The organism is Mycobacterium pseudoshottsii JCM 15466, assembly GCF_003584745.1.
GTDB classification, from domain to species: Bacteria; Actinomycetota; Actinomycetes; order Mycobacteriales; family Mycobacteriaceae; genus Mycobacterium; species Mycobacterium marinum.
Map to the genome: position 1 here is coordinate 5,434,053 of NZ_AP018410.1, position 21,565 is coordinate 5,455,617.

The window sequence follows — 21,565 nt, forward strand, 5'->3', positions numbered from 1 at the left end:
CTTGAATGCCAACCTGAAGTATCCGACACTTGATGCGCGGATCGAGTCGACTTACGCTGCGCGGTCGACAGCTCAGTTCAATACAAGCCTCTATGACTCCTGCCTGCGAGCATTCCGCTGGGCAACCGACCGCGTGGGCGACCACGGGATCGTTGCGTACGTCTCCAACGGCGGTTGGATCGACAGCAATACCGCGGACGGTATCCGCTTGACATTGGCAGACGAGTACAGCCGGATCTACGTCTACAACATGCGGGGGAACCAGCGAACCGCCGGGGATCAGTCACGGCGCGAGGGCGGCAAGGTATTCGGTTCAGGTAGTCGCAGCACCGTGGCCGTCTTCATCGGGGTTCGCAATCCCGAACACGTCGGATCGTGCGAAGTCTTCTATCGATACATCGGCGACTACCTGACCCGCGAGCGGAAACTGGAGATCGTCGCGGTTGACGATCTCGAATCCGTTGACTGGCAAGCCATCACGCCCAACACTGACGGAGATTGGGTCAACCAGCGCAGCGACGATTTCAGCGCCTGGCCAGTGATTGGCGGCAAGAACGGTGAGTCGTCCGTTTTCGCGAAGTTCTCAGGCGGGCTCAAAACTAACCGAGATGCGTGGGTTGATAGCTTCTCGGCCGAGGCAGTCAACGCAAACGTCCGTCGCATGGTCAACTCCTATAACAGTCAGGCTGACCATTTCGACGGATACTGCGCGCAGCGGTCAATCACCGATCGTAGGCAGAATATTGATGCGTTCATCGACACTGACTCCTTCAACATCAGCTGGAGTGACGGCCTGAAATCGAGGCTAGCACGGGGAACTCGGCTGGCATTCAACCCGGAATCGCATCGTGACGCCATCTACCGACCGTTCCACCACCAGACCGTCTATTTCGACTCTTCAGTTATTGAACGCCCCGGCGGGCTTACGTCCATGTTTCCAACACGCCATCACGCAAACATCGGAATGTATGCACCAAACCCCGGCAGCATGGCGCTTCCGTTCATGTGTTTGATGACCGATCGAATCATCGATCTCGGAGCGGGTGCCGCCAATTTCTATCCCCGCTGGACCTACGAGAAGGCCGAGCCCGACGACAGCACCCTTGATCTGGCAGCTGGCTCAGCTGAGGTAGACGAGTACGGCTACAGTCGCGTCGACAACATCACCGACGGCATCCTCCGCCTATATCGGGAGGCGGTCGGCGACCAGGTCACCAAAGACGACATCTTCTTCTACGTCTACGGCCTGCTGCATGACCCGGCCTACCGATCGACGTACGCGGCGGACCTGAAGAAGATGCTGCCGCACATTCCGACTCCGGAGACGCTGGAGCGATTCGAGCAGCTAGCGATTGCCGGCCGGGCTCTGTCTGGCCTCCACGTCGGGTACGAAGACGTTGAACCCTATCCGGTCGACGTGCAGCTCAAGCCCGGCGCTGATTTGGCTGATCGCGAGACGTGGCGGGTCACAAAGCTGAAGTGGGCCAAGAAGAAGGACCCCGATACCAGCAAGAACGTGGATGACCACACGAAGCTGATATACAACCCGAAGGTCACCATCACCGGCATCCCCGAGGACGCCGAGAGGTACATGCTCGGCTCCCGCTCCGCGCTGGCCTGGGTCATCGACCGCTACCAGGTCAAGACCGACAAGGCGTCCGGGATCGTGAATGACCCGAACGACTGGTGCGACGAGCACGACGACCCGCGGTACATCGTCGACCTCATCGCGAAGGTCACTACTGTCGCGGTCGAGACGATGAAGATTGTCGACGGGCTCGCCGAAATCGGATAGGACTCGGCGACTGGGCCATGTGTCGGACTACGACTTGTTGTCGGTCCAACGCGATAGCTTCCAGCCATGGTGACTTACATGTTGAGCGAGTCCACCGAAGGCTGGGCGCTCTACGACGACGAGGCCAGGACCGCGGTCTTGCGTGGCGGTCTCAATACCGTGCTGCTCGTCGCAGCGAAAGCGATGCGCGAGAACGGCGATCCCGTACATGGCGGCTGGACCCTAGTGCCCGAGACCGGAGTGCGGACACTGCGATTCCTACCGAGGTAGAGCCCCCGAGCTGTCACACGCGCACGAGATTCACTCCATCATGCGCCCGCGACTGAGGCGCTTCCTCGAAGGCATCCAGCACACGCACACCAAACGCCGGGACCATCGCCGACTGCACTTCTTCTTTTGTCATCCAACGAATTTCGCACGCCTCCTCAGTGGCGTGCGCTTCATCTCCGAGCGGCCGACAGCGGTACACCAACGCGACGATTCCGTGAGCCAGATTCTTGTAGACACCAGTCAGCCGTTCGACGGCGACCTCAACCCCTGTCTCTTCCAACACCTCGCGCTGAACACCGGCCTCAAAAGATTCATCCAGTTCCAGGACCCCCCCGGGCGCCTCCCAGTGGCCATTGTCGTCCCGCTTGATGACTAGAACGCGACCGTCGTCGCGGACCACAATGCCGGCGACGCTGACCGAATGTTTCGGTGTGGCTGCCATGCGCAAGACTCCTCTGCGGCCGACTCCCTTAGTGACAGGGGACGTGTCGTTTCCCTAGACTAGTCGCCTAGACATGTAGTGGAAGGCTCTCAGGTGCTGCAACTTGGCCAGATCGACCGGGCGGACGATAAGCCGCCGTATCGGCAGATCGCCAGCATGTTGCGTGGCGCCATCATCTCTGGCGAGCTAGAAGCTGGCGGACGCCTGCCCTCCGAGGCCGAGTTAATCGAGTATTTCGGGGTCGCGCGGATGACAGTCCGCCAGGCAGTGCAAGAACTGCGCACCGAAGGCCTGGTGATCTCCGAGCACGGTCGCGGGGTGTTTGTGCGCCCCGCCCCCCCAATTAGGCGGCTCGCATCCGATCGCTTCGCCCGGCAACATCGCGCCAACGGCAAAGCGGCATTCACCGTCGAAGCGGAGAGGTCCGGCCACACACCTCAAGTCGACAACATCACCGTTTCCCGCGAGAGGCCGGATTCGGTTGTGGCCGAACGGCTTCGACTGACTGCAGATGACGAAGTGGTGGTTCGGTCCCGACGTTACCTCGCCGACGGCAAGCCGGTCGAAACGGCAACCTCATACATTCCTGTCGCATTCGCGCAGGGCACCAAGATCGAACAGACCGACACGGGGCCAGGTGGCATCTACGCGCGCTTTGAAGAGGCTGGTCACACCCTCGCGCGGTTCACCGAGGAGGTCGGCGCCCGAATGCCCACTCCCGAAGAACGCCGTGCCTTGCAGCTCCCGCCAGGGGCGCCTGTTCTAACAGTGGTGCGGACTGCCTATGACACCAAGGACGTGGCCGTTGAAGTGTGCGACACAGTGAAGGTGGCATCGGCCTACCTGCTGGAATACGACTTCTCCGCGCGCTGAAACGTCGCGAAACGACCAAGCGCGCCCGAACACTTGACTTACTCCTCTAGACGACTGGGCTGAGTAGTCATCTAGTCAATTCCCTCGAAAGGCTCAGCAATGTCCATCCCCAAATGGCTCCAAATCGGCCACGACCAGGTGTTCGCCCTCGGCGCGTTCCTCGTATCCGAGATAACGCCGATGATCGACTTCGACAAGTCCTCCGGCGACAACCGCGTGCAGGCAAGGGATCGCGATACCGGCTTGCCGATGTGGCAGGTCGAAGTACTCGACGGTGATCCCGCAGCACCGAAGCGCAGCCGAACGGTGACGGTCAAGTTCGCCTCGCCGACGCAGCCCTCCGCGCCCGCCAATTCCAGCGGAACACCCTTTACCCCAGTGGTTTTCGACGGTCTCATGGCGCTGCCCTACGTTGAGAAATCGGGTGACTTCTCCCGGATCGCCTGGTCGTTTCGAGCCTCCGACATGAGGGCACCGGGCAAGCCGTCCACGAGCGCAGCGACAAGTCGGGAGTCGGCATGAATCCCGATCCCTACGCACAGCTCGATCCCGACACCCCGTTCCGGCTCGACCACGTCGTGAATTTCCTCGCCACTCTCGGCCTGTGGGTGGCGATCATCGTGGCACTCGCCGGCGTTGCACTCGTCTCCTGGCGACTGCACTCACCCGAGACGTTCGAAGAACGGTTCGCAACACCGGCCACACTCCTGAGCTGGCGACTGTGGGCGTGCATCTCCTGGCGCAGGCTCTGCAAGCGCTGCGGCTTGTCCGCCTCCGAACAGGTGACGCGTCGCGACAAAGAAGGGCGCCAGGTCACTTCGACCCGCTGGCTTCATCCAAAGCTGTTGGGAACAGAGGTGTCTCAGACCACCCTGCGGCTCACGGTGCGGGCAAGGATGGGACAAACCGTGGAAGACCTGGAGCGCGCAGTCCCTGCGATCCGTGATGCTACCGGCGCACATTCGGCGCGGGCGGTTGTCGTCTCGCCGGGGACGATGCGCATCGAGCTGGTCAAGCGGGAGCAGTTGTCGACGGTACGTCACGCAGCGCCGCCAATGGCGGTGACAACAACACGGGTGACACTCGGTCGGCGCGAGGACGGTTCCGATTGGATCCTTCCCTTGAGCGGCCGACACACCCTCACCGTGGGCTGCTCGGGTGCAGGCAAAGGTTCCGTCTTCTGGGGCATCGCCTGCGGGCTTGGTCCTGCCGTCGGCGCCGGAGTAGTTCATCTGATCGGAATTGACCTGAAGTACGGCATCGAGTTGTCAGTCGGCGCAGGTCTATTCACCAAGATCGCCACCACCGAGACCGACGCCGTGGCAACCCTTGCCGGGCTAGAGATGCTGATGGACAAGCGCGGCAACGAGATGGCCAGCCTCACCCGCGAGCACCGTCCGACCAAGGCCTCACCGCTGGTCGTGCTGCTGATCGACGAGCTGGCAGGGCTGACCGCCTACATGAGCGACCCAGCTCTTCGAAAGGAAGCCGCCGCCTTGTTGTCACGGATTCTCACCAAGGGTCGAGCACTGGGCATCGTGGTCGCCGCGTTCCTGCAAGACCCTCGCAAGGAAGTCCTGCCGATGCGAGGCCTGTTTACCCAGACCATTGCGCTTCGACTGCGATCCCGCGAGGAAGTCACGATGGTCCTCGGTGACGGCATGGCCGAGAAAGCGGCAGCACACCGAATCAGCCCCGACAGACCGGGTACCGGCTACGTGATCGCCGAGGACGGCCATACGACCAAGGTCCGATCCGACTACTGGTCTGACGATCAGATCCGCTCCACTGCAAGGCAGTACGGAAGATCGACAACCGCCGGAGGGCAGCGCAGTGAATAACGGGTCCGATGCAATCCGAGCAGCGAGGTGATGCCATGGTGATTCACGGTCTCCGGGAAACGCTCGTGTCCACCGGCGGCTTTCCTGAGCTGCTGACTGCAGATCAGGTGTCAGCGCTGCTCGGCGTCTCTGCCGCGACGCTCAACCGGTGGGCAGCGCTCCGCGAAACGACCGGCGAGCAGATCGGGCCGCCCTGCTACACGTTGTCGGAGCGGGTACGGCGCTGGGATGCGACCGAAGTCCGGTCCTGGCTCAAGCAGGTGCGTCGGTAATGGCCGGCAACACTCCGCGCGGCATCCGTAAACGGCTGAACGCCGCCGGTGAGCCCCGCTACCAAGTCCGCTACCTGATCCGTGACCCGGACGCCCCATCCGGCTGGGTGGAAACGTCCGCGACGTTCCCGACGCTGCGCGAGGCGAAGGCCTTCAAGTCCGAACGGGACAACGAGGCCGCGCTGGGCGCACGTCGGTTCGACCCCCGCCTTGGTCGGACGCCGCTCAGCAGGATCTGGACGCAGTTCTCCGACTCCAAGAAGCCGGCGGTGTCGCCGAAGACCTGGAGCGGCTACAACCAGCACTGGGAATTGCGCATCAAGCCGCGGTTCGGGCATGTGCCGGTCGACGAGATCACCCGCGCTGACGTCCAGGCGTTCGTTGACGGCCTGACGGTCGGCCCGTGGGCGGAAGGTGTCGACGCTGCGTCTCCTGCGGTCGATTCTCGATGTCGCACACCAGGACGGCCGCATCCACCGCAACCCCGCGCTCGGCGTCTCGGCGGGCCGCATTCCTGAGCGGGAGCGTCACCGATACTTGACTGCTCAGGAGGTCCGGATGCTCGCTACCGCGTGCGACGATCAGGGCGACGTGGTGACGATCCTGGCCTACACCGGCCTGCGCTGGTCCGAACTCGTCGGCCTCCGGGTCAAGGACATCGACCTGACTGCTCGTCGGCTCTATGTGCGACGGGCCGCACCGGAAGTTGAGGGCCACATTGTTATCGGGCCACCCAAGACCCGAGCCGGCATTAGAACCGTCCCGCTCCCCCAAGTCGTCGTCGACATCTTCAAGGGGCGTATCACCGGGCGGGCACCGGACCAACCCGCCGTCACTTCAGCCAACGGAGCGATGTTGCGCTCCAACAACAGGCGTCGCCACACCCACTGGAACAAAGCCCTCAAAAGCACCGACCTAGCGCCACTAACCATCCACGATCTACGCCATACCTACGCCAGCCTGGCCCGCAAATCCGGCGCCGACCTCAGATATGTCCAGAAGACCATGGGCCACTCGACGCCGACCGTGACCGCGAACATCTATAGCGATCTCTACGCCGACGAACTAGACCAAGTGGCAACCAACCTCGATCAGCTTCACGCGACTGAGATTCAGACACCGACGACCGGACAAGAACCGGACGAACCAAACCAACCATCGAGTGCATAATCCGTGTCTATGCAGGTCAGAAGAGTGGCCAGGGGCGGGATCGAACCGCCGACCTTCCGCTTTTCAGGCGGACGCTCGTACCGACTGAGCTACCTGGCCCCAAGGCAGCATGTGCCTCGCCATAATCGGCGACCCTGACGGGACTCGAACCCGCGACCTCCGCCGTGACAGGGCGGCGCGCTAACCAACTGCGCCACAGGGCCTTGCTGTACTACTTGCTCCGCGTTACCGCGTCGCGTGTACCCCCAACGGGATTCGAACCCGTGCTACCGCCGTGAAAGGGCGGCGTCCTAGGCCACTAGACGATGGGGGCCCGATCCGAATCACTCCGGGGCACTCGCAACGTGGTTCGTTGGAAGCCTCGCTAGCTTAGGTCACCACAGGGCCAATCCTCAAACGAGCCCCCATTTCGGACCCAGTATCCTTGACCTCCGCAGCCCCTATAGCTCAGTTGGTAGAGCTACGGACTTTTAATCCGCAGGTCCTAGGTTCGAGTCCTAGTGGGGGCACTCAAACGGGCCGTGAACTCGGCCGATTCCCCGCGCGGGATCGGTCGTTTCACGGAGCCGGCCGATCCCGAGGCGGGCCGCAGGCGCGAATCGGCCGGGTGCGATCCGCGGCCGATGAGAGTGGGCACGATCACTTCACGGTTTCGGCCACATCCAGCCTTGGGCGGCGTTTAGAACCCGCCAGCGCTTGGTTATGCTCCGGCTATGCTTCCCGAGATGAATCCCGATGGAGTCCAACCCAACGCACCCGTTGCTCTGGTGACCGCGGAAATTCGGCACCCGGCAACGGATTCGCTCACCGAATCAAGCAGCCGCGAGCTCAAGCACCTTCTCATCAACGACTTGCCCATCGAACGTCAAGCCCAAGACGTGAGTTGGGGCATGACGGCTCCCGGCGCCGCCCCCACGCCCGTGGCGGACCGTTTCGTGCGCTACGGCAATCGGGACAACACGGTTTCCGCGTCGCTGAAGAACCAGGCGATCGTCGTCGAGACCAGCGCTTACAGCAGTTTCGATAATTTTTGCGACATCCTGCTGCGGGTCGCGGACGCGCGGGCGCAGGTGTCGTCCATCGTCGGGGTGGAGCGCATCGGCCTGCGGTACGTCCTCGAAATCCGGGTTCCCGCCGGTGTCGATGGCCGCATCGCGTGGAGCAACTGGATCGATGAGCAGCTTCTCGGTCCGCAACGCATCGCTCCGGGCGGGCTGTCCATGGCCGAGTGGCAGGGCGCCGCGGTCTACCGCGAGGCACAGCCCGGCAAGTCGCTCATCCTGCGTTACGGCCCGGGCATGGGCCAGGCCCTCGATGCGAACTACCACCTGCGTCGCGTCACCGCGGCCCAGACCGGACCGTTCTTCCTGATGGACATCGACAGCTTCTGGACGCCGCTCGGCTCGATTCCCGAGTTCAACCGGGATGCGCTCGTTTCGACCCTGCAGGACCTCTACGGTCCCGCGCGGGAGGTCTTCCAAGACCTGATCACCCCGCGCCTCAGGGATGAACTGCTGCGCTCCTAGCGCCGGCTACGCAGCCTTTAGCGCCCGAGCACCGCGCTGGTGTAGGTGATGTCGGCGAACACGGCGGCGATGTCATCGTCGGGATAGTCCAAGCCATTGGCCGCGTGTAGCTCCTTGGCGGTGTGGGACGCACTCTGCCAGCCGTCGCGGGCTAGATGGTCGATGACGTGGCTGCGCTGACCGTGGTAGACGAGGTCGTTGAAGTCGATCTCGAACCCCAGTTCGCTCATCCGGGCATGGTGCGAACGCCACCGCTCGTCGTTGAACACCGCCGTGTCGGGGACAAACTCGAAGGCCAGCCGGCTGCCCGTAGCACTGAGCGCGGTGACGTTGTCGAACAACGCGCCTTGGGCGTCATCGGGTAGGTAGACGAGCAGGCCTTCGGCGCTCCATGCCGAGGGCACGTCCTTGTCGAATCCGGCGGCCTGCAGCACGGCCGCCCAATCGTCACGCAGGTCGACCGCAACGGTGCGGCGTTCGGCGGTCGGCTCGGCCCCAAGATCGGCCAGCGTGAGGGTCTTGAACTCGATCACCTGTGGCATGTCGACCTCATAGACGACGGTGCCCGCCGGCCAGCCCAGCCGATAGGCGCGCGCATCCAGGCCGGACGCCAGGATCACCACCTGGGAAATCCCGCTTCGGGTGGCGTCCACGAAGAACTGGTCGTAGAACCTGGTCCGGCAGGCCATCGCCTCGGCCATCCGGGCCGGATCGAATCCAGACTCCACATCAACCGGAATCTGTCCATTCACCAGCCGGGTGTAGACGTCGATGCCGACCGCACGCACCAGCGGGGCCGCGTACGGGTCATCGATCAGCGCGTACTGCGGGTCGGCAGCCAGCGCGCGCTGGGCGGCGACCATCGTCGCCGTCGCACCGACACTTGTCGCAAGGTCCCAACGATCCCGGTCGGTACGCACCATGCCGCTCCTTCGTCCCCAAACCCGGAAAAGACTATAGATAATCTAGTTAGTATCACAGGCTGCGCCGATTGCGCCCGGTCTAGGCTGACAAGTGTGACCGACTTCGCTCAGCGCGCCATCGATCTCGCCCGCCTAAACGTGGCCGAAGGCGGCCGACCATTCGCGACGGTCATCGTCAAAGACGGCCAGGTGCTCGCTGAGAGCGCCAACAAGGTGGCCCAGACCAACGACCCCACCGCCCACGCCGAGATCCTCGCCATCCGCGCAGCGTGCACCAAGCTGGGAACCGAGCAGCTGTTCGGGACCACCTTCTACGTGCTGGCGCACCCATGCCCGATGTGCCTGGGTTCGCTCTACTACTGCTCCCCCGACGAAGTCATCTTTTTGACCACCCGCGACATCTACGAGCAGTACTACGTCGACGACCGCAAGTACTTCGAGCTCGCGACCTTCTACGACGAGTTCGCCAAGGCCTGGCAGGACCGTCGCCTGCCGATGCGCTACGGCCCGCGCCCCTCAGCCGTGAACGTCTACCGGTTCTGGCAGGAGCTCAACGGCGGGAAGCGCGCGGCGGCCCCCAACTCGGCCGACTAGACGTCCAACAACCGGTGATCTTGACACCACACTACCAATCTGAACTGTTATCTGCGTATGCATGCAGATAACAGATCACAGCCCTTGCCGGACGATCAGGTGGGCTTGGTGGTTGAGGTGTTTCGGATGCTTGCCGACGCCACTCGCGTGCAGGTCCTATGGTCGCTGGCCGATCGCGAGATGTCGGTGAATGAACTCGCCGAACACATCCACAAGCCCGCGCCCTCGGTCTCCCAGCACCTGGCGAAGCTGCGGATGGCTCGGCTGGTGCGCACCCGCCGGGACAAGACGACGATTTTCTACAGCCTGGAAAACGAGCACGTGCGGCAGTTGGTGATCGATGCGGTCTTCAACGCCGAGCACGCCGGCCCCGGCGTCCCCCGCCATCACCGATCCGACGGCGGGCTGCAGGCCGTAACCGACGCCTAACCGAGCCCCTCAGAACCACAACATGTTTCACACAAGAAGAAAAAGGAGAGATGAATCCATGTCCGATGAGCATACCCACCACGGGCCGCATGCGCACGAACACCGGCACGGCGAGGTGACCCACAGCCACGCCCACACCACCCATCAGCACGAACACGTCGAGCACGCACACCCGCACTCACACGATGACGGGACCGAGCACACCCATCAGCACGTGCATGAATCGGGCCTGGAAAGCGTGCACAGCCACGCGCACAGCTGACACCGCGCCGGATCAGACCTCAGGGCAGTAGTGCATGGGGTTGTCACGCTCGTCCAGCGGCGGCAGGTTGCGCGCCGGAGTCTGCACCAATGGCGCGTCGGCTGGGATACGCCCCATGGCCCGATCCCAGCCGGCGCGCCCGCGCGGATGCTTGCGCATTCGACGCGGCACCAGCGCAAAGATCAGGCGCACGAGGTCCCCGAAGCGCCGGTGTAGCCACTCATCGCGCCGCGACCACTGATAGCCCATCAGGGTTCGCACCGGTGGGTCATAAAGACCGACGGTGACCCACACAAAAAACGGGGCCAACAACTTTCGCTGCAACGCCCACAGCCGGTCCGGAACCCGTTGCGCAAATGGCGGTTTAGGCAGTTCGGTCAGATCGAGCACGGCGCGCGCGGCGAAGTTGTTCTCCAGCACGTTGCAGCACATGTGGTCCCAGTAGACCTGAAATTCCTCCCAGGACGCCGGAACGGGCCGCATGCTCATGCCATACATCCGGTACCACTGCACGTGTTCGTCGAACAGCTGGCGCTTCTGCGCTTCGGTCAACCCCCCACAGAACCGTTCGGCCACGTGAATTGTGCCGACAAAGAACGTGGCGTGCGCCCAGTAGAAGACGTCCGGATTCAGGGCGTGGTATCGGCGACCCGCCGCGTCCACCCCTTTGATGTTGACGTGATAGTCGCGGACTTCGGCGCCGGTGACCGGGGCACGGTCGCCGTCGAACACCACGCCGCCGATCGGATAGAGCGACCGCAACAGCCTGGGCCAGCGCTCGCGGAAAAACGTCGAGTGATCCTCGACGGCCGCGCCAAGTTGAGGGTGCATGTTCTGCATGGATCCCGCCCATGGCCCCTGCAACATGCCGCGCCAGTCACCGAAGTACCGCCACGTCAACGAGTCCGGCCCCAGCGGGATCGGCGGCGCCTCATAGCCCAGCGGCGAAACCGGACAACCGGTTGCTGCGGGTTGCGAATCGCCGGGCGCGGCAACCTGGCCGGCAGAGTTCGTCGACGACTTCGGCTCGGCGCTGGTCAGTGGGCAGGCCGCGGACGTATCTTGGGTCACTGGTGTCCCCCAGGCGGTTGGGTGATGTCAGCAATTTTGACTACACGCGTTGTCACTTGATTCTAGGAGGGATGTGCAGGCGGGTCAAAGACGGGGTCGCTGGACGGGCGTCACGCTGGAAGATCGCCACGCCGTACGCCGCGACACCCTCATCGCCGCCGGCGTTCAATTGCTCGGCGAGGAAGCGGGACCGGCGCTGACCGTTCGCGCGGTCTGCCGCCAAGCGGCACTCACCGAGCGTTATTTCTATGAAAGCTTTAGCGACCGTGACCATTTCGTACGCGCAGTCTACGACGACGTTTGCACCCGAGCGATGGCGACGCTTATGTCGGCAAATACCCCCCGAGACGCCGTGGAGCGATTCGTTGCACTGATGGTCGATGATCCGGTACGCGGTCGCGTCCTGCTTTTGGCGCCGGCCGTCGAACCGGTGCTGACGCGCTCCGGCGCGGACTGGATGCCCAACTTCATCGATTTACTGCAACGCAAACTCTCTCAAATCGCCGACCCCGTTTTGCAGAAACTGGTCGCCACCAGCCTGATCGGTGCCCTTACCGGCCTTTTCACCGCATATTTGAATGGACAATTGGGAGCCACCCGCCAGCAATTTATTGACTACTGCGTGGATTTGTTGCTCGGCACCGCCGCCGCCTACGCTCCACACCGTGACCGAGGTGAAGCCGAGCACCCAGTCGCTGCCCGACAGCACGACTAAGCCGATTAATATCGCAGGGCCTGCGACTCGATATTTGCGCGAAATGCGACGCCACTAGTGGCGCGGCCGATAGTGCGCAAACTTGATGCTACCGATCGACACAGATATATTGACTGCAACCCACAGACACAGATAAATCCGCAAAACCACAGATACTGGAGGGCGCCATGTCGGCCCCGCTGACCGACCTACACCTGCTGCACGAGCTTGAACCGGTCGTTGAGAAGTACCTCAACCGGCACCTCAGCATGCACAAGAACTGGAACCCGCACGACTACATCCCGTGGTCGGACGGCAAGAACTACTACGCCCTGGGCGGCCAGGAGTGGGACCCGGAGCAGAGCAAGCTTTCCGATGTCGCACAGATCGCGATGGTGCAGAACCTGGTCACCGAGGACAACCTGCCCTCCTATCACCGCGAGATCGCGATGAACATGGGCATGGACGGCGCCTGGGGTCAGTGGGTCAACCGGTGGACCGCCGAGGAGAACCGACACGGCATCGCGCTGCGTGACTACCTGGTGGTGACCCGCTCCGTCGACCCGGTCGAGCTGGAGAAGCTACGGCTCGAGGTGGTCAACCGCGGCTTCAGCCCGGGCCAGAACCACCAGGGCGACTATTTCGCCGAGAGCGTCACCGACTCGGTCATCTACGTGAGTTTCCAGGAGCTGGCCACCCGCGTTTCGCACCGCAATACCGGCAAGGCCTGCAACGACCCCATCGCCGACCAGCTGATGGCCAAGATCTCGGCCGACGAGAACCTGCACATGATCTTCTACCGCGACGTCAGCGAGGCCGCGTTCGACCTGGCCCCCAACCAGGCGATGAAGTCGCTGCACCTGATCCTGCACAACTTCAAGATGCCCGGGTTCCAGGTGCCCGAGTTCCGGCGCAAAGCGGTGATCATCGCCGTCGGGGGCGTCTACGACCCGCGCATCCACCTCGACGAGGTCGTCATGCCGGTGCTGAAGAAGTGGCGCATCTTCGAGCGCGAGGACTTCACCGGCGAGGGCGCCAAGATGCGCGACGAACTTGCCCTGCTGGTCAAGGAACTCGAGATGTCCTGCGACAAGTTCGAGGAGTCCAAGCAGCGCCAGCTCGATCGGGAAGCTCGTACCGGCAAGCGGGTGTCGGCCTTCGAACTGCACAAGACGGCCGGCAAGCTGCCGATGAGCCGGCGGTAGTTCCGGCATTGCGCATCGGCCCGATCGAGCTGGCCAGCCCGGTTGTATTGGCGCCGATGGCTGGTGTGACCAATGTCGCATTTCGCACGCTGTGTCGTGAACTAGAGCAGGCCAAGGTCGGCACGGTCAGTGGACTGTATGTCTGTGAGATGGTGACCGCGCGCGCTCTGGTCGAGCGCCATCCGGTCACCATGCACATGACCACGTTCGCCCCGGACGAATCGCCGCGGTCGCTGCAGCTCTACACCGTCGACCCCGACACCACCTACGCTGCGGCCCGCATGATCGCCGAGGAAGGCTTGGCCGATCACATCGACATGAACTTCGGCTGCCCGGTCCCCAAGGTGACCAAGCGTGGCGGTGGGGCCGCCCTGCCGTTCAAGCGACGGTTGTTCGGCCAGATCGTCGCCGCCGCGGTGCGCGGGGTCGAGGGCACCGACATACCGGTGACGGTCAAGTTCCGCATCGGCATCGACGACGCGCACCACACGCACCTCGATGCCGGCCGCATCGCCGAGGCCGAGGGCGCCGCCGCGGTCGCACTGCACGCCCGGACCGCGGCACAGCGCTACTCGGGCACGGCCGATTGGGAGCAGATCGCGCTGCTCAAGCAGCACGTGCGGACGGTCCCGGTGCTCGGCAACGGAGACATCTACGACGCCAGCGATGCGCTGGCGATGATCGCCGCCACCGGTTGCGACGGCGTTGTCATCGGCCGCGGCTGCCTGGGCCGGCCGTGGCTGTTCGCCGAATTGTCGGCGGCTTTCACCGGTAACCCGGGACCCACGCCCCCCACCCTGGACGAGGTGACCGACATCATCCGCCGGCACGGCGAACTACTGGCCGCGCACTTCGGCGAGGACAAGGGCATGCGCGACATCCGCAAGCATGTCGCCTGGTACCTGCACGAATTTCCGGCCGGATCCGACCTGCGCCGAGCATTGGCGCTGGTCAAGACCCTAGACGAACTCGACTCTCTGCTGACGCGGTTGGACCCCGGCGTCGCTTTCCCCGAAGCCGCCAACGGCCCCAGGGGCCGGCAGGGTTCACCCTCCCGAGTCGCCCTTCCCGAGGGTTGGCTGGATGACCCCGATGACTGCCGGGTGCCCGACGGCGCGGACGTCATGCACTCCGGCGGCTAGCCCCATCGACTTCGGCAGTCGAACTGAGACGCTCTCGAAATCGCGTGTGCGCCGATATGTCAGTACGATGTGGGCTTTATTGCATTGCGCGGCGCCATCACCTTGGCGCTGCGCTGTGGTATGCGCACGGACAACGCTGATGTCTTCATCCGATTTTCGGAGGCCGGTAGGACATGGGTGATGGCAAGAGGGACGCCACTCCTGGCCATCGGCGCGCGTCCGGCACCCACCGCGGTGATGAATTGATTACCCCAAACCGACAGGAAATGCGAGACGCCGCGCCGTGGGAGCGGTTCTCGGCCGCACCTGTCGATGACGACCTCGTTCGATGGTCGAGTACACGATCCGCCGACGTGGCGCAGGCCGCCGCGGCGGTCGACACCCGCGGTGGCGCGAAACCGCGCCAAGCCCACGACGACGTCGAGCGCACCCCGAAGGTCGGCTCTCACATCGACGGCGGTGTCAGCGTCGCCGAGTTGATCGCCAAACTCGGGGCCCCCGTTCCCGCCCATCCGGCCCACCACCACAGCGCACCGGAATCCGAGCCCGACCCAGTCCCCGCGGATGCCGCCCCCGATATCGCCGACCAGGTCCACGAGCCGGCTGACGAGCAGCTGGACACCGAGGTCATCGCCATCCCGGCCTACTCGCTGCAACTGCTCTCCGAACTCCCCGACCTCGGTTCTGCCAACTATCCGCACGACGAGTCCGACCCCGAATCGCCCGGCGAGCAGCCGGCCGCACCGGCGCGGGCCCGGCGGCCGCGGTTGCGTCGCAGGTCGACCGCAAAGACTCCCCGGCCCGGCAAGGACGAGCCGAAGCCGCGCCGGCGCCCGATACTGCTGGCCGGGCGGTCGCTGGCGGCGCTGTTCGCCGTGCTGGCGCTGGTGCTCACCGGCGGGGCGTGGGAATGGAGTTCGTCGAAAAACAACCGGCTCAACACGGTGAGCGCGCTCGACCCGCACTCGGGCGACATCGTCAACCCCAGCGGGCAATACGGCGACGAGAATTTCCTGATCGTCGGCATGGACACCCGTGCCGGCGCCAATTCGAATGTCGGCGCCGGTGACACCGAGGACGCCGGCGGGGCGCGGTCGGACACCGTGATGCTGGTCAACATCCCGGCGAACCGCAAACGAGTAGTGGCGGTCTCGTTCCCCCGCGACCTGGCGATCACCCCCGTCAAGTGCGAGGCCTGGAACCCCGACACCGGCAAGTACGGGCCGATCTATGACGAGACGACGGGACAGATGGGTCCCCGGATGGTCTACACCGAGACCAAACTGAACTCGTCGTTCTCCTTCGGCGGGCCCAAGTGTCTGGTGAAGGTGATCCAAAAACTCTCCGGGTTGAGCATCAACCGGTTCATCGCCATCGACTTCGTCGGCTTCGCCAAGATGGTCCAAGCGCTCGGTGGTGTCGAGGTGTGCAGCACCACGCCGCTGCGCGACTACGAAATCGACACGGTGCTCGAACACGCTGGACGCCAGGTGATCGACGGGACGACCGCCCTGAACTATGTGCGAGCCCGCCAGGTGACCACCGAGAGCAACGGCGACTACGGCCGCATCAAACGTCAGCAGCTGTTCTTGTCGTCGCTGCTGCGTTCGCTGATTTCCGAAGACACCCTGTTCAACCTCAACAAGCTCAACAACGTGGTCGACATGTTCATCGGCGACAGCTACGTCGACAACGTCAAGACCAAGGATCTGGTTGAGCTGGGTCAGTCGCTGCAGGGCATGGCGGCCGGACACATCACGTTCGTCACCGTGCCCACCGGTATCACCGATGAGAACGGCGACGAGCCCCCGCGAACGGCCGACATGAAGGCGCTGTTCAGCGCCATCATCGACGATGAGCCGCTGCCGCTGGAAAACGATCACAACGCCCAGACGTTGGGAAACCGGCCGACCACGACGGCACCGACCACGGCCCCCACAGCGCCAGCCGGCAAGTCCTGCCGACGAGGTTCAGCACCAACAGGTGACAACCACCTCGCCGCAAGAAGTCACCGTGCAGGTCTCCAACGGAACCGGGACCACGGGTCTGGCCGCCACCGCCGCCAGCCAGCTCAAGCGCAACGGCTTCAACGTGATGGCACCCGACGACTACCCGAATTCGTTGCAGACCACGACGGTGCTTTTTGCCCCTGGCAACGAGCAAGCCGCCGCGACGGTGGCCGCCGCGTTCGGCAACAGCAAGGTTGAGCGGGTCACCGGGATCGGCGAGGTGGTGCAGGTGGTGCTCGGCGCCGACTTCAAGGCGGTGACCGCTCCCCCGCCGAGCGGCTCGTCGGTCAGCGTGCAGATCAGCCGCAATTCCACCAGCCCACCGATTAAGCTGCCGGAAGACCTAACGGTGACCAACGCCGCCGACACCACCTGCGAGTAGGCGCCCTTCGGGCGGCGCTTCGCGGCGTTTAGGCGGTCGAGAACGTAGGCTTAGCACATGCGGACGGCCTACCATGAGCAGCTCTCGGAGTTATCCGAGCGGCTCGGTGAGATGTGTGGGCTGGCAGGCATCGCGATGGAGCGGGCGACTCAGGCCCTGTTACAAGCCGATCTGCTGCTGGCCGAACAGGTGATCTCTGACCACGAGAAGATCGCGACGCTGAGCGCAAGGGCCGAGGAGAGCGCCTTCGTGCTGCTGGCCTTGCAGGCACCGGTTGCCGGTGACCTCCGGGCGATCGTGAGCGCAATCCAGATGGTGGCCGACATCGACCGGATGGGGGCCCTGGCCCTGCACGTGGCCAAGATCGCCCGCCGGCGCCATCCCCAACACGCGCTACCCGAAGAGGTCAACGGCTACTTCGCCGAAATGGGCAGGGTCGCAGTCGAATTGGGGAGCAGTGCGCAAGAAGTGGTGTTGTCCCGCGACCCGGAGAAGGCGGCCCGGATCCGCGAAGAAGACGACGCGATGGACGATCTGCACCGGCATCTGTTCACCGTGCTGATGGACCGAGAATGGAAGTACGGCGTGGCGGCCGCCGTCGACGTGACGCTGCTGGGCCGCTTCTACGAACGTTTCGCCGACCACGCCGTGGAAGTGGCGCGGCGAGTGATCTTTCAGGCCACCGGGAGATTCCCCGAAGACGAATCGCCAACCCACTCGCGCTGACCGCGATCGGCCGTGGCGGCCGGGGCCACCCGGGTCAGCCGAAACGGCCCGAGATGTAGTCCTCGGTGGACTTCTCCCGCGGGTTCGAGAAGATCTTTTCGGTGTCGTCGATTTCGATCAGGCAGCCCGGTTTGCCCACGGCTTCCAGGTTGAAAAACGCTGTCTGATCGCTCACCCGGGCGGCCTGTTGCATGTTGTGGGTGACGATCACGATGGTGTATTCCTGTTTCAATTCGCTGATCAGATCCTCGATCGCCATCGTGGAGATGGGATCCAGCGCCGAACACGGCTCGTCCATCAGCAACACGTCGGGTTGTACCGCGATGGCCCGCGCGATACACAACCGCTGCTGCTGCCCACCGGACAGCCCGCCGCCGGGCCTGTCCATCCTGTCTTTGACCTCATCCCACAAGTTGGCCCCACGCAGGGAATACTCGGCCGTTTCGTCGAGCACCTTTCGATTGCGCACGCCCTGCAGCTTGAGGCCGGCAACCACGTTGTCGCGAATCGACATCGCGGGAAAGGGGTTGGGGCGCTGAAAGACCATCCCGATCGCCCGTCGCACCCCCACCGGGTCGATACCGGGACCGTAGATGTTTTCGTCGTCAAGCAGCACCGAGCCCTCGACGCGGGCACCCGGGATGACCTCGTGCATCCGGTTCAGCGTGCGCAGCACCGTCGTCTTGCCGCAGCCGGAGGGGCCGATGAACGCCGTCACACTGCGGGGAAGAATCGACAGCGACACCTCAGCGACGGCGTGAAACGACCCGTAGTAGATGTTGACGTCCTTGAGGTCTAGCCTCTTGGCCACTTAGCGCTCCTGCCCTTGACTACTTGGCGACGAGGATTCTTGTGAGCACCCTGGCCCCGATATTGATGATGGCAATCACCAAGATCAGCGTCAGCGCGGCGCCCCACAACCGGTCCGTGGGTACCGGGTTCATTCCGGCACCCATCGTGGTCTGGTCATACATCATGCCGGGCAACGAGCCCATGTACCCGCTGAAGATGTCAAAGTTCATCGTCCGTGCATATCCGACCAGGATCAGCAACGGCGCCGTCTCACCCATCACCCTGGCCAATGCCAACAGGATCCCGGTGATGATGCCGGACAACCCGGTGGGAATGACGATGCGGACGATGGTCTTCCACTTCGGTAGCCCCAGCGCATAGCCGGCCTCGCGCAGGTCCACCGGAACGATACGCAGCATCTCCTCGGTCGCCCGCACGATCACCGGAAGCATCAACAAGACCAGCGCCAAGGACACCGCGAACTCGGAACGGGGAAAACCCAACACCCCGACCCACAATGCGTAGAGGAACAGCGCGGCCACGATCGACGGCACGCCCGTCAGGATGTCGACGGTGAAGGACACCAGCCTGCCCATCAGCCCGCCACCGTCGTATTCGACCAGGTAGATCGCCACCATAATGCCGATCGGAATGGACAGCGCCGCACACACCAAGCCCTGCAGCACGGTGCCGACGATCGCGTGATAGGCGCCGCCCCCGGCCACGAATGCCGTCATCCCCGCCTGCGAATGAGTCCACCACGCGCTGGAAGTCACCGCCTTGAAGCCTTTGGCGATCACCGAACCCAGTACCCAGATCAACGGCGTCAGTGCCACCAGCACGGTCGCCAGGCTGTTCACCAGCCGACGGCGGCGCGCCAGTCCCGAGAACGTGCGCGCCTTGACCGGCCGGTCCAACATCGAGGTCATCGGTGCACCCTTCTGGTACCGATGAGCGCGGTGCGGGCGATGGCGTTGACCACGAGGGTGAGCAGAAAAAGCATCAGTCCCGCGGCCAGGTAGGCCCCGGCCTGATACTGGTCGTCGAGATCCGAGGCCGCGCCGGCAATCTTGGTGGCGAAGGTGGAGCCACCGTCGAACAACGACCATCCGAACGCCTGCTCGGTGCCGCGCAGGATGATCAGCAGCGCGACCGTCTCACCCAAGGCCCGGCCCAGACCCAGGATCGCGCCGCTGACGTATCCCGAGCGCCCGAACGGCAGCACGGTGGTCTTGACCGCCTCCCACCGGGTGGCGCCGAGCGCCAGCGCGGCCTCGATCTGGTCCTGGGAAGTTTGAGCGAAGACTTCCCGGGTGACGGCGGTGATCATCACCGCCAACACGATCCCCCCGGTGAAGACGGTGCCGCCCTCGTCGACCGGGCCATCACCGCTGGCGAACAGGAAACACCAGCCCAGGGTGCGATTGAGCCAGGCAGCGGCCGGTTGCAGTTGCGGCGCCAGCACGTATAGACCCCATACGCCATAGACGATCGACGGCACCGCGGCCAGCAGATCCACCAGGTAGGCCAACGGGCCGGCAACCCGCCGCGGCGCGTACTGAGTCAGGAAGATCGCCACGCCCAGCGCGACCGGCATCGCCAACATCAGCGCAAACAGCGAGATGAAGACCGTGACCTCGAGCAGGTCGAGGATTCCGAAGTGCATCGCCGACGTATCGGAGGTCACCCAATTCCCGCCGTAGGTCAAGAAGTTTTCTTTGTTGCGGGCCAGTGCGGGAATCGCGCGCCACGCCAGGAATACGCCGATCGCGATGATCAGGGCGACGACCAGGACTCCGGCGCCCTGAGCCAGCCAACGAAATATCCGGTCCGCCAAACCCGGTTTGCCGCTGCCCCACGGATTGATGGAGATGACCGGCGATTCCGGCAGGGGTGCCGCGATGACCTTCCCCGCACCCACGTCGGCCGGGTCAGGTGCTATCACTGCGGTCCCATCGATGCCATCACCCTTGTGCCTACCGAGCGCTGATCCTCAGGCGGTCATTGCAGAGCGTTGATCGCGGTCACTAGGCGCTGTTTGACATTATCGGGCACCGGAACGTAACCGGCCGAGGCAAGGCCGCTCTGACCGCTGTTGACGGCGGTCGCGAGGAACGCCTTCACCGCGGCCCCGGTTTCCGCGTCATATCCGTTCGAGCACACGATCTCGTAGCTGGCCAGCATGATCGGGTAGGCGCCCGGGTCGCGCAGCCCGTAGATCGAATTCAGCTCCAGCACCAGGTCATTGCCGCTGGAGGCAAACGTCACCGCATCGACGGCACTGCGGGCCGTTTCGTTGGTCAGCGGTACGACGCTGATGCCGTTGTTGATTTGCGCGAACGGCAGGCCGGCGCTGTCGGCGAAACCCTTCTCGACATATCCGATCGAGTTCGGGGTGGACTGCACCGCGGTGATCACCCCCGCCGAGCCGCGTGCGCCCTGGCCGACACCACCGCGAAACTCCCCGCCGACCCCGTTGGTCCAGCCCTGCGGCGCCGCGGCGGTCAGATATTTCTGGAAGTTGTCGGTGGTCCCCGACGATTCCTGTCGATAGACGGGTGCGATCGGGGCGTTGGGCAGCGCCACACCGGGGTTGAGCCCAAGCAGGATCGGATCATCCCAGGTCCGAATCAGACCGCTGAAGGTCTTGGCCAGTGCATCGGCATCCACGATCAACGTCTTGACGCCAGGCAAGTTGTACACCAACGCGATGGGACCGAAAACCAGTGGCAGGTCCCAGGCCGGATTGCCGCCGCAACGGTCGGCGGCCGGCCCAATCTGGTCGGCGACCAGCGGTGAGTCCGATCCCGCGAAATCGACACGCCCCGCGATGAACTGTTCGCGGCCGGCACCGGACCCGGTGGCCTTGTAGGACACGCTCTTACCCTGACAAAGCTCGCCCCACACCTGGTTGAACAGCGCCATGGCGTCCTCCTGAGCGGTGGACCCCTCGGCGGTCAAGGTATTCCTGCCGCCGCACTCCACCCGTCGCGAAACCGCTCCGGAGTTCGCCGACGAGCCCCGGCGGTCATCGCCACCGCACGCGGTCAACACCCCGGCGCAAAACGTCGTTGCGGCCATCACCGTCGCCAAGGCTCTGCCCACCATGCCGAGTCTCACAAATCTCGCTTCCTGCACGCGTTCTCG

21 protein-coding genes, 4 tRNA genes and 2 pseudogenes are annotated in these 21,565 nt (G+C 64.0%); 17 read left to right on the forward strand and 10 right to left on the reverse strand.

Going from position 1 to position 21,565, the window contains the following annotated elements:
- Nucleotide 1: 1 nt before the first annotated feature.
- Nucleotides 2–1,795 (forward strand): type ISP restriction/modification enzyme, encoded by a 1,794-nt coding sequence (locus MPSD_RS24855; protein ID WP_086085192.1) that lies wholly within the window; start codon nt 2–4, stop codon nt 1,793–1,795.
- A 66-nt stretch (nt 1,796–1,861) separates the two neighbouring features.
- Nucleotides 1,862–2,065, forward strand: a complete 204-nt coding sequence (locus tag MPSD_RS24860) for a hypothetical protein (protein WP_011738847.1) — start codon at nt 1,862–1,864, stop codon at nt 2,063–2,065.
- Nucleotides 2,066–2,078: 13 nt separating this feature from the next.
- Here MPSD_RS24860 and MPSD_RS24865 read toward each other — a convergent pair whose 3' ends face one another.
- Nucleotides 2,079–2,507: an NUDIX hydrolase gene (locus MPSD_RS24865; RefSeq protein WP_015357252.1), complete on the reverse strand. Its 429-nt coding sequence runs from the start codon at nt 2,505–2,507 to the stop codon at nt 2,079–2,081.
- A 93-nt stretch (nt 2,508–2,600) separates the two neighbouring features.
- Between MPSD_RS24865 and MPSD_RS24870 the strand changes: the two genes are divergently transcribed.
- The 5 genes and pseudogenes from MPSD_RS24870 (at nt 2,601) to MPSD_RS24890 (ending at nt 6,663) form a co-directional block, all read left to right on the forward strand.
- Complete coding sequence (locus tag MPSD_RS24870) at nt 2,601–3,380, forward strand: GntR family transcriptional regulator (RefSeq protein WP_015357253.1); 780 nt, start codon at nt 2,601–2,603, stop codon at nt 3,378–3,380.
- Between the two features lie 99 nt (nt 3,381–3,479).
- Entirely contained in the window at nt 3,480–3,902 is a 423-nt protein-coding gene (locus MPSD_RS24875) for a hypothetical protein (protein ID WP_015357254.1), read from the forward strand.
- Nucleotides 3,899–5,221: a P-loop NTPase family protein gene (locus tag MPSD_RS24880; RefSeq protein ID WP_020785868.1), complete on the forward strand. Its 1,323-nt coding sequence runs from the start codon at nt 3,899–3,901 to the stop codon at nt 5,219–5,221. Before MPSD_RS24875 ends, MPSD_RS24880 begins: the two co-directional genes overlap by 4 nt.
- Nucleotides 5,222–5,256: 35 nt before the next feature.
- The gene (locus MPSD_RS24885) at nt 5,257–5,493 is read left to right on the forward strand and encodes a helix-turn-helix transcriptional regulator (protein ID WP_015357256.1); all 237 of its coding nucleotides are present in this window, start codon (nt 5,257–5,259) and stop codon (nt 5,491–5,493) included.
- Nucleotides 5,493–6,663, forward strand: a pseudogene (locus MPSD_RS24890) (tyrosine-type recombinase/integrase). Before MPSD_RS24885 ends, MPSD_RS24890 begins: the two are co-directional and overlap by 1 nt.
- 25 nt (nt 6,664–6,688) lie before the next feature.
- On the opposite strand, the gene MPSD_RS24895 reads toward MPSD_RS24890, so the two are convergent.
- The 3 genes from MPSD_RS24895 to MPSD_RS24905 all read right to left on the reverse strand — a co-directional run bounded on the left by MPSD_RS24895 (nt 6,689) and on the right by MPSD_RS24905 (nt 6,976).
- Nucleotides 6,689–6,762 (reverse strand) — tRNA-Phe (locus tag MPSD_RS24895).
- Nucleotides 6,763–6,792: 30 nt separating this feature from the next.
- Nucleotides 6,793–6,866, reverse strand: a tRNA-Asp gene (locus MPSD_RS24900).
- Nucleotides 6,867–6,903: 37 nt separating this feature from the next.
- Nucleotides 6,904–6,976 (reverse strand) — tRNA-Glu (locus tag MPSD_RS24905).
- A 123-nt stretch (nt 6,977–7,099) separates the two neighbouring features.
- Here MPSD_RS24905 and MPSD_RS24910 point away from each other — a divergent pair.
- Nucleotides 7,100–7,172 (forward strand) — tRNA-Lys (locus MPSD_RS24910).
- Nucleotides 7,173–7,376: 204 nt separating this feature from the next.
- A complete protein-coding gene (locus MPSD_RS24915) occupies nt 7,377–8,189 on the forward strand; it encodes a TIGR04255 family protein (RefSeq protein WP_012396383.1) in 813 nt (270 codons plus the stop codon).
- A 17-nt stretch (nt 8,190–8,206) separates the two neighbouring features.
- Here MPSD_RS24915 and MPSD_RS24920 read toward each other — a convergent pair whose 3' ends face one another.
- Nucleotides 8,207–9,112: an SAM-dependent methyltransferase gene (locus tag MPSD_RS24920; RefSeq protein WP_036426239.1), complete on the reverse strand. Its 906-nt coding sequence runs from the start codon at nt 9,110–9,112 to the stop codon at nt 8,207–8,209.
- 93 nt (nt 9,113–9,205) lie between these two features.
- Between MPSD_RS24920 and MPSD_RS24925 the strand changes: the two genes are divergently transcribed.
- The 3 genes from MPSD_RS24925 to MPSD_RS24935 are packed head-to-tail and all read left to right on the forward strand — an operon-like array spanning nt 9,206 to nt 10,397.
- Nucleotides 9,206–9,706 (forward strand): nucleoside deaminase, encoded by a 501-nt coding sequence (locus MPSD_RS24925; RefSeq protein ID WP_020785864.1) that lies wholly within the window; start codon nt 9,206–9,208, stop codon nt 9,704–9,706.
- A gap of 57 nt (nt 9,707–9,763) precedes the next feature.
- On the forward strand, nt 9,764–10,135 hold the full coding sequence (locus MPSD_RS24930) for an ArsR/SmtB family transcription factor (RefSeq protein ID WP_011738780.1): 372 nt from the start codon (nt 9,764–9,766) through the stop codon (nt 10,133–10,135).
- A gap of 58 nt (nt 10,136–10,193) precedes the next feature.
- Nucleotides 10,194–10,397 (forward strand): hypothetical protein, encoded by a 204-nt coding sequence (locus MPSD_RS24935; protein WP_012396386.1) that lies wholly within the window; start codon nt 10,194–10,196, stop codon nt 10,395–10,397.
- A gap of 12 nt (nt 10,398–10,409) precedes the next feature.
- Here MPSD_RS24935 and MPSD_RS24940 read toward each other — a convergent pair whose 3' ends face one another.
- Nucleotides 10,410–11,468: an oxygenase MpaB family protein gene (locus MPSD_RS24940; protein WP_020785862.1), complete on the reverse strand. Its 1,059-nt coding sequence runs from the start codon at nt 11,466–11,468 to the stop codon at nt 10,410–10,412.
- Between the two features lie 73 nt (nt 11,469–11,541).
- On the opposite strand from MPSD_RS24940, the gene MPSD_RS24945 reads away from it, so the two are divergent.
- From MPSD_RS24945 to phoU, 5 genes and pseudogenes are all read left to right on the forward strand, one after another.
- On the forward strand, nt 11,542–12,183 hold the full coding sequence (locus MPSD_RS24945) for a TetR/AcrR family transcriptional regulator (RefSeq protein WP_020785861.1): 642 nt from the start codon (nt 11,542–11,544) through the stop codon (nt 12,181–12,183).
- 167 nt (nt 12,184–12,350) lie between these two features.
- On the forward strand, nt 12,351–13,367 hold the full coding sequence (locus MPSD_RS24950; RefSeq protein ID WP_012396389.1) for an acyl-ACP desaturase: 1,017 nt from the start codon (nt 12,351–12,353) through the stop codon (nt 13,365–13,367).
- Nucleotides 13,368–13,423: 56 nt separating this feature from the next.
- Nucleotides 13,424–14,509: a tRNA dihydrouridine synthase DusB gene (gene dusB, locus MPSD_RS24955; RefSeq protein ID WP_420811822.1), complete on the forward strand. Its 1,086-nt coding sequence runs from the start codon at nt 13,424–13,426 to the stop codon at nt 14,507–14,509.
- 266 nt (nt 14,510–14,775) lie between these two features.
- Nucleotides 14,776–16,900, forward strand: a pseudogene (locus tag MPSD_RS24960) (LCP family protein).
- Nucleotides 16,901–16,957: 57 nt separating this feature from the next.
- Nucleotides 16,958–17,626 carry a phosphate signaling complex protein PhoU gene (phoU, locus tag MPSD_RS24965; protein WP_012396392.1) on the forward strand — a complete coding sequence of 223 codons (669 nt, stop codon included), beginning with the start codon at nt 16,958–16,960 and terminating at the stop codon, nt 17,624–17,626.
- Between the two features lie 34 nt (nt 17,627–17,660).
- Here phoU and pstB read toward each other — a convergent pair whose 3' ends face one another.
- Genes pstB through pstS form a run of 4 tightly spaced genes read right to left on the reverse strand, consistent with a single transcriptional unit; the run spans nt 17,661 to nt 21,526 of the window.
- Nucleotides 17,661–18,437 (reverse strand): phosphate ABC transporter ATP-binding protein PstB, encoded by a 777-nt coding sequence (gene pstB, locus MPSD_RS24970; protein ID WP_020785856.1) that lies wholly within the window; start codon nt 18,435–18,437, stop codon nt 17,661–17,663.
- 19 nt (nt 18,438–18,456) lie between these two features.
- On the reverse strand, nt 18,457–19,347 hold the full coding sequence (pstA, locus tag MPSD_RS24975; protein WP_020785855.1) for a phosphate ABC transporter permease PstA: 891 nt from the start codon (nt 19,345–19,347) through the stop codon (nt 18,457–18,459).
- On the reverse strand, nt 19,344–20,363 hold the full coding sequence (gene pstC, locus MPSD_RS24980) for a phosphate ABC transporter permease subunit PstC (protein ID WP_086085191.1): 1,020 nt from the start codon (nt 20,361–20,363) through the stop codon (nt 19,344–19,346). The genes pstA and pstC overlap by 4 nt, the downstream gene beginning before the upstream one ends.
- Before the next feature lie 56 nt (nt 20,364–20,419).
- Nucleotides 20,420–21,526 carry a phosphate ABC transporter substrate-binding protein PstS gene (gene pstS / locus MPSD_RS24985; protein WP_020785853.1) on the reverse strand — a complete coding sequence of 369 codons (1,107 nt, stop codon included), beginning with the start codon at nt 21,524–21,526 and terminating at the stop codon, nt 20,420–20,422.
- Nucleotides 21,527–21,565 lie beyond the last annotated feature (39 nt).

Bases quoted from the DNA above. Each gene is read 5' to 3' on its own strand.
- MPSD_RS24930 (WP_011738780.1), top strand. From the start codon at position 9,764: ATGCATGCAGATAACAGATCACAGCCCTTGCCGGACGATCAGGTGGGC.
- pstA (WP_020785855.1), bottom strand. From the start codon at position 19,347: ATGACCTCGATGTTGGACCGGCCGGTCAAGGCGCGCACGTTCTCGGGA.
- MPSD_RS24920 (WP_036426239.1), bottom strand. From the start codon at position 9,112: ATGGTGCGTACCGACCGGGATCGTTGGGACCTTGCGACAAGTGTCGGT.
- pstS (WP_020785853.1), bottom strand. From the start codon at position 21,526: ATGGTGGGCAGAGCCTTGGCGACGGTGATGGCCGCAACGACGTTTTGC.
- MPSD_RS24860 (WP_011738847.1), top strand. From the start codon at position 1,862: ATGGTGACTTACATGTTGAGCGAGTCCACCGAAGGCTGGGCGCTCTAC.
- MPSD_RS24950 (WP_012396389.1), top strand. From the start codon at position 12,351: ATGTCGGCCCCGCTGACCGACCTACACCTGCTGCACGAGCTTGAACCG.
- MPSD_RS24875 (WP_015357254.1), top strand. From the start codon at position 3,480: ATGTCCATCCCCAAATGGCTCCAAATCGGCCACGACCAGGTGTTCGCC.
- dusB (WP_420811822.1), top strand. From the start codon at position 13,424: ATGGCTGGTGTGACCAATGTCGCATTTCGCACGCTGTGTCGTGAACTA.
- MPSD_RS24885 (WP_015357256.1), top strand. From the start codon at position 5,257: ATGGTGATTCACGGTCTCCGGGAAACGCTCGTGTCCACCGGCGGCTTT.
- MPSD_RS24915 (WP_012396383.1), top strand. From the start codon at position 7,377: ATGCTTCCCGAGATGAATCCCGATGGAGTCCAACCCAACGCACCCGTT.
- MPSD_RS24935 (WP_012396386.1), top strand. From the start codon at position 10,194: ATGTCCGATGAGCATACCCACCACGGGCCGCATGCGCACGAACACCGG.
- MPSD_RS24865 (WP_015357252.1), bottom strand. From the start codon at position 2,507: ATGGCAGCCACACCGAAACATTCGGTCAGCGTCGCCGGCATTGTGGTC.
- MPSD_RS24880 (WP_020785868.1), top strand. From the start codon at position 3,899: ATGAATCCCGATCCCTACGCACAGCTCGATCCCGACACCCCGTTCCGG.
- phoU (WP_012396392.1), top strand. From the start codon at position 16,958: ATGCGGACGGCCTACCATGAGCAGCTCTCGGAGTTATCCGAGCGGCTC.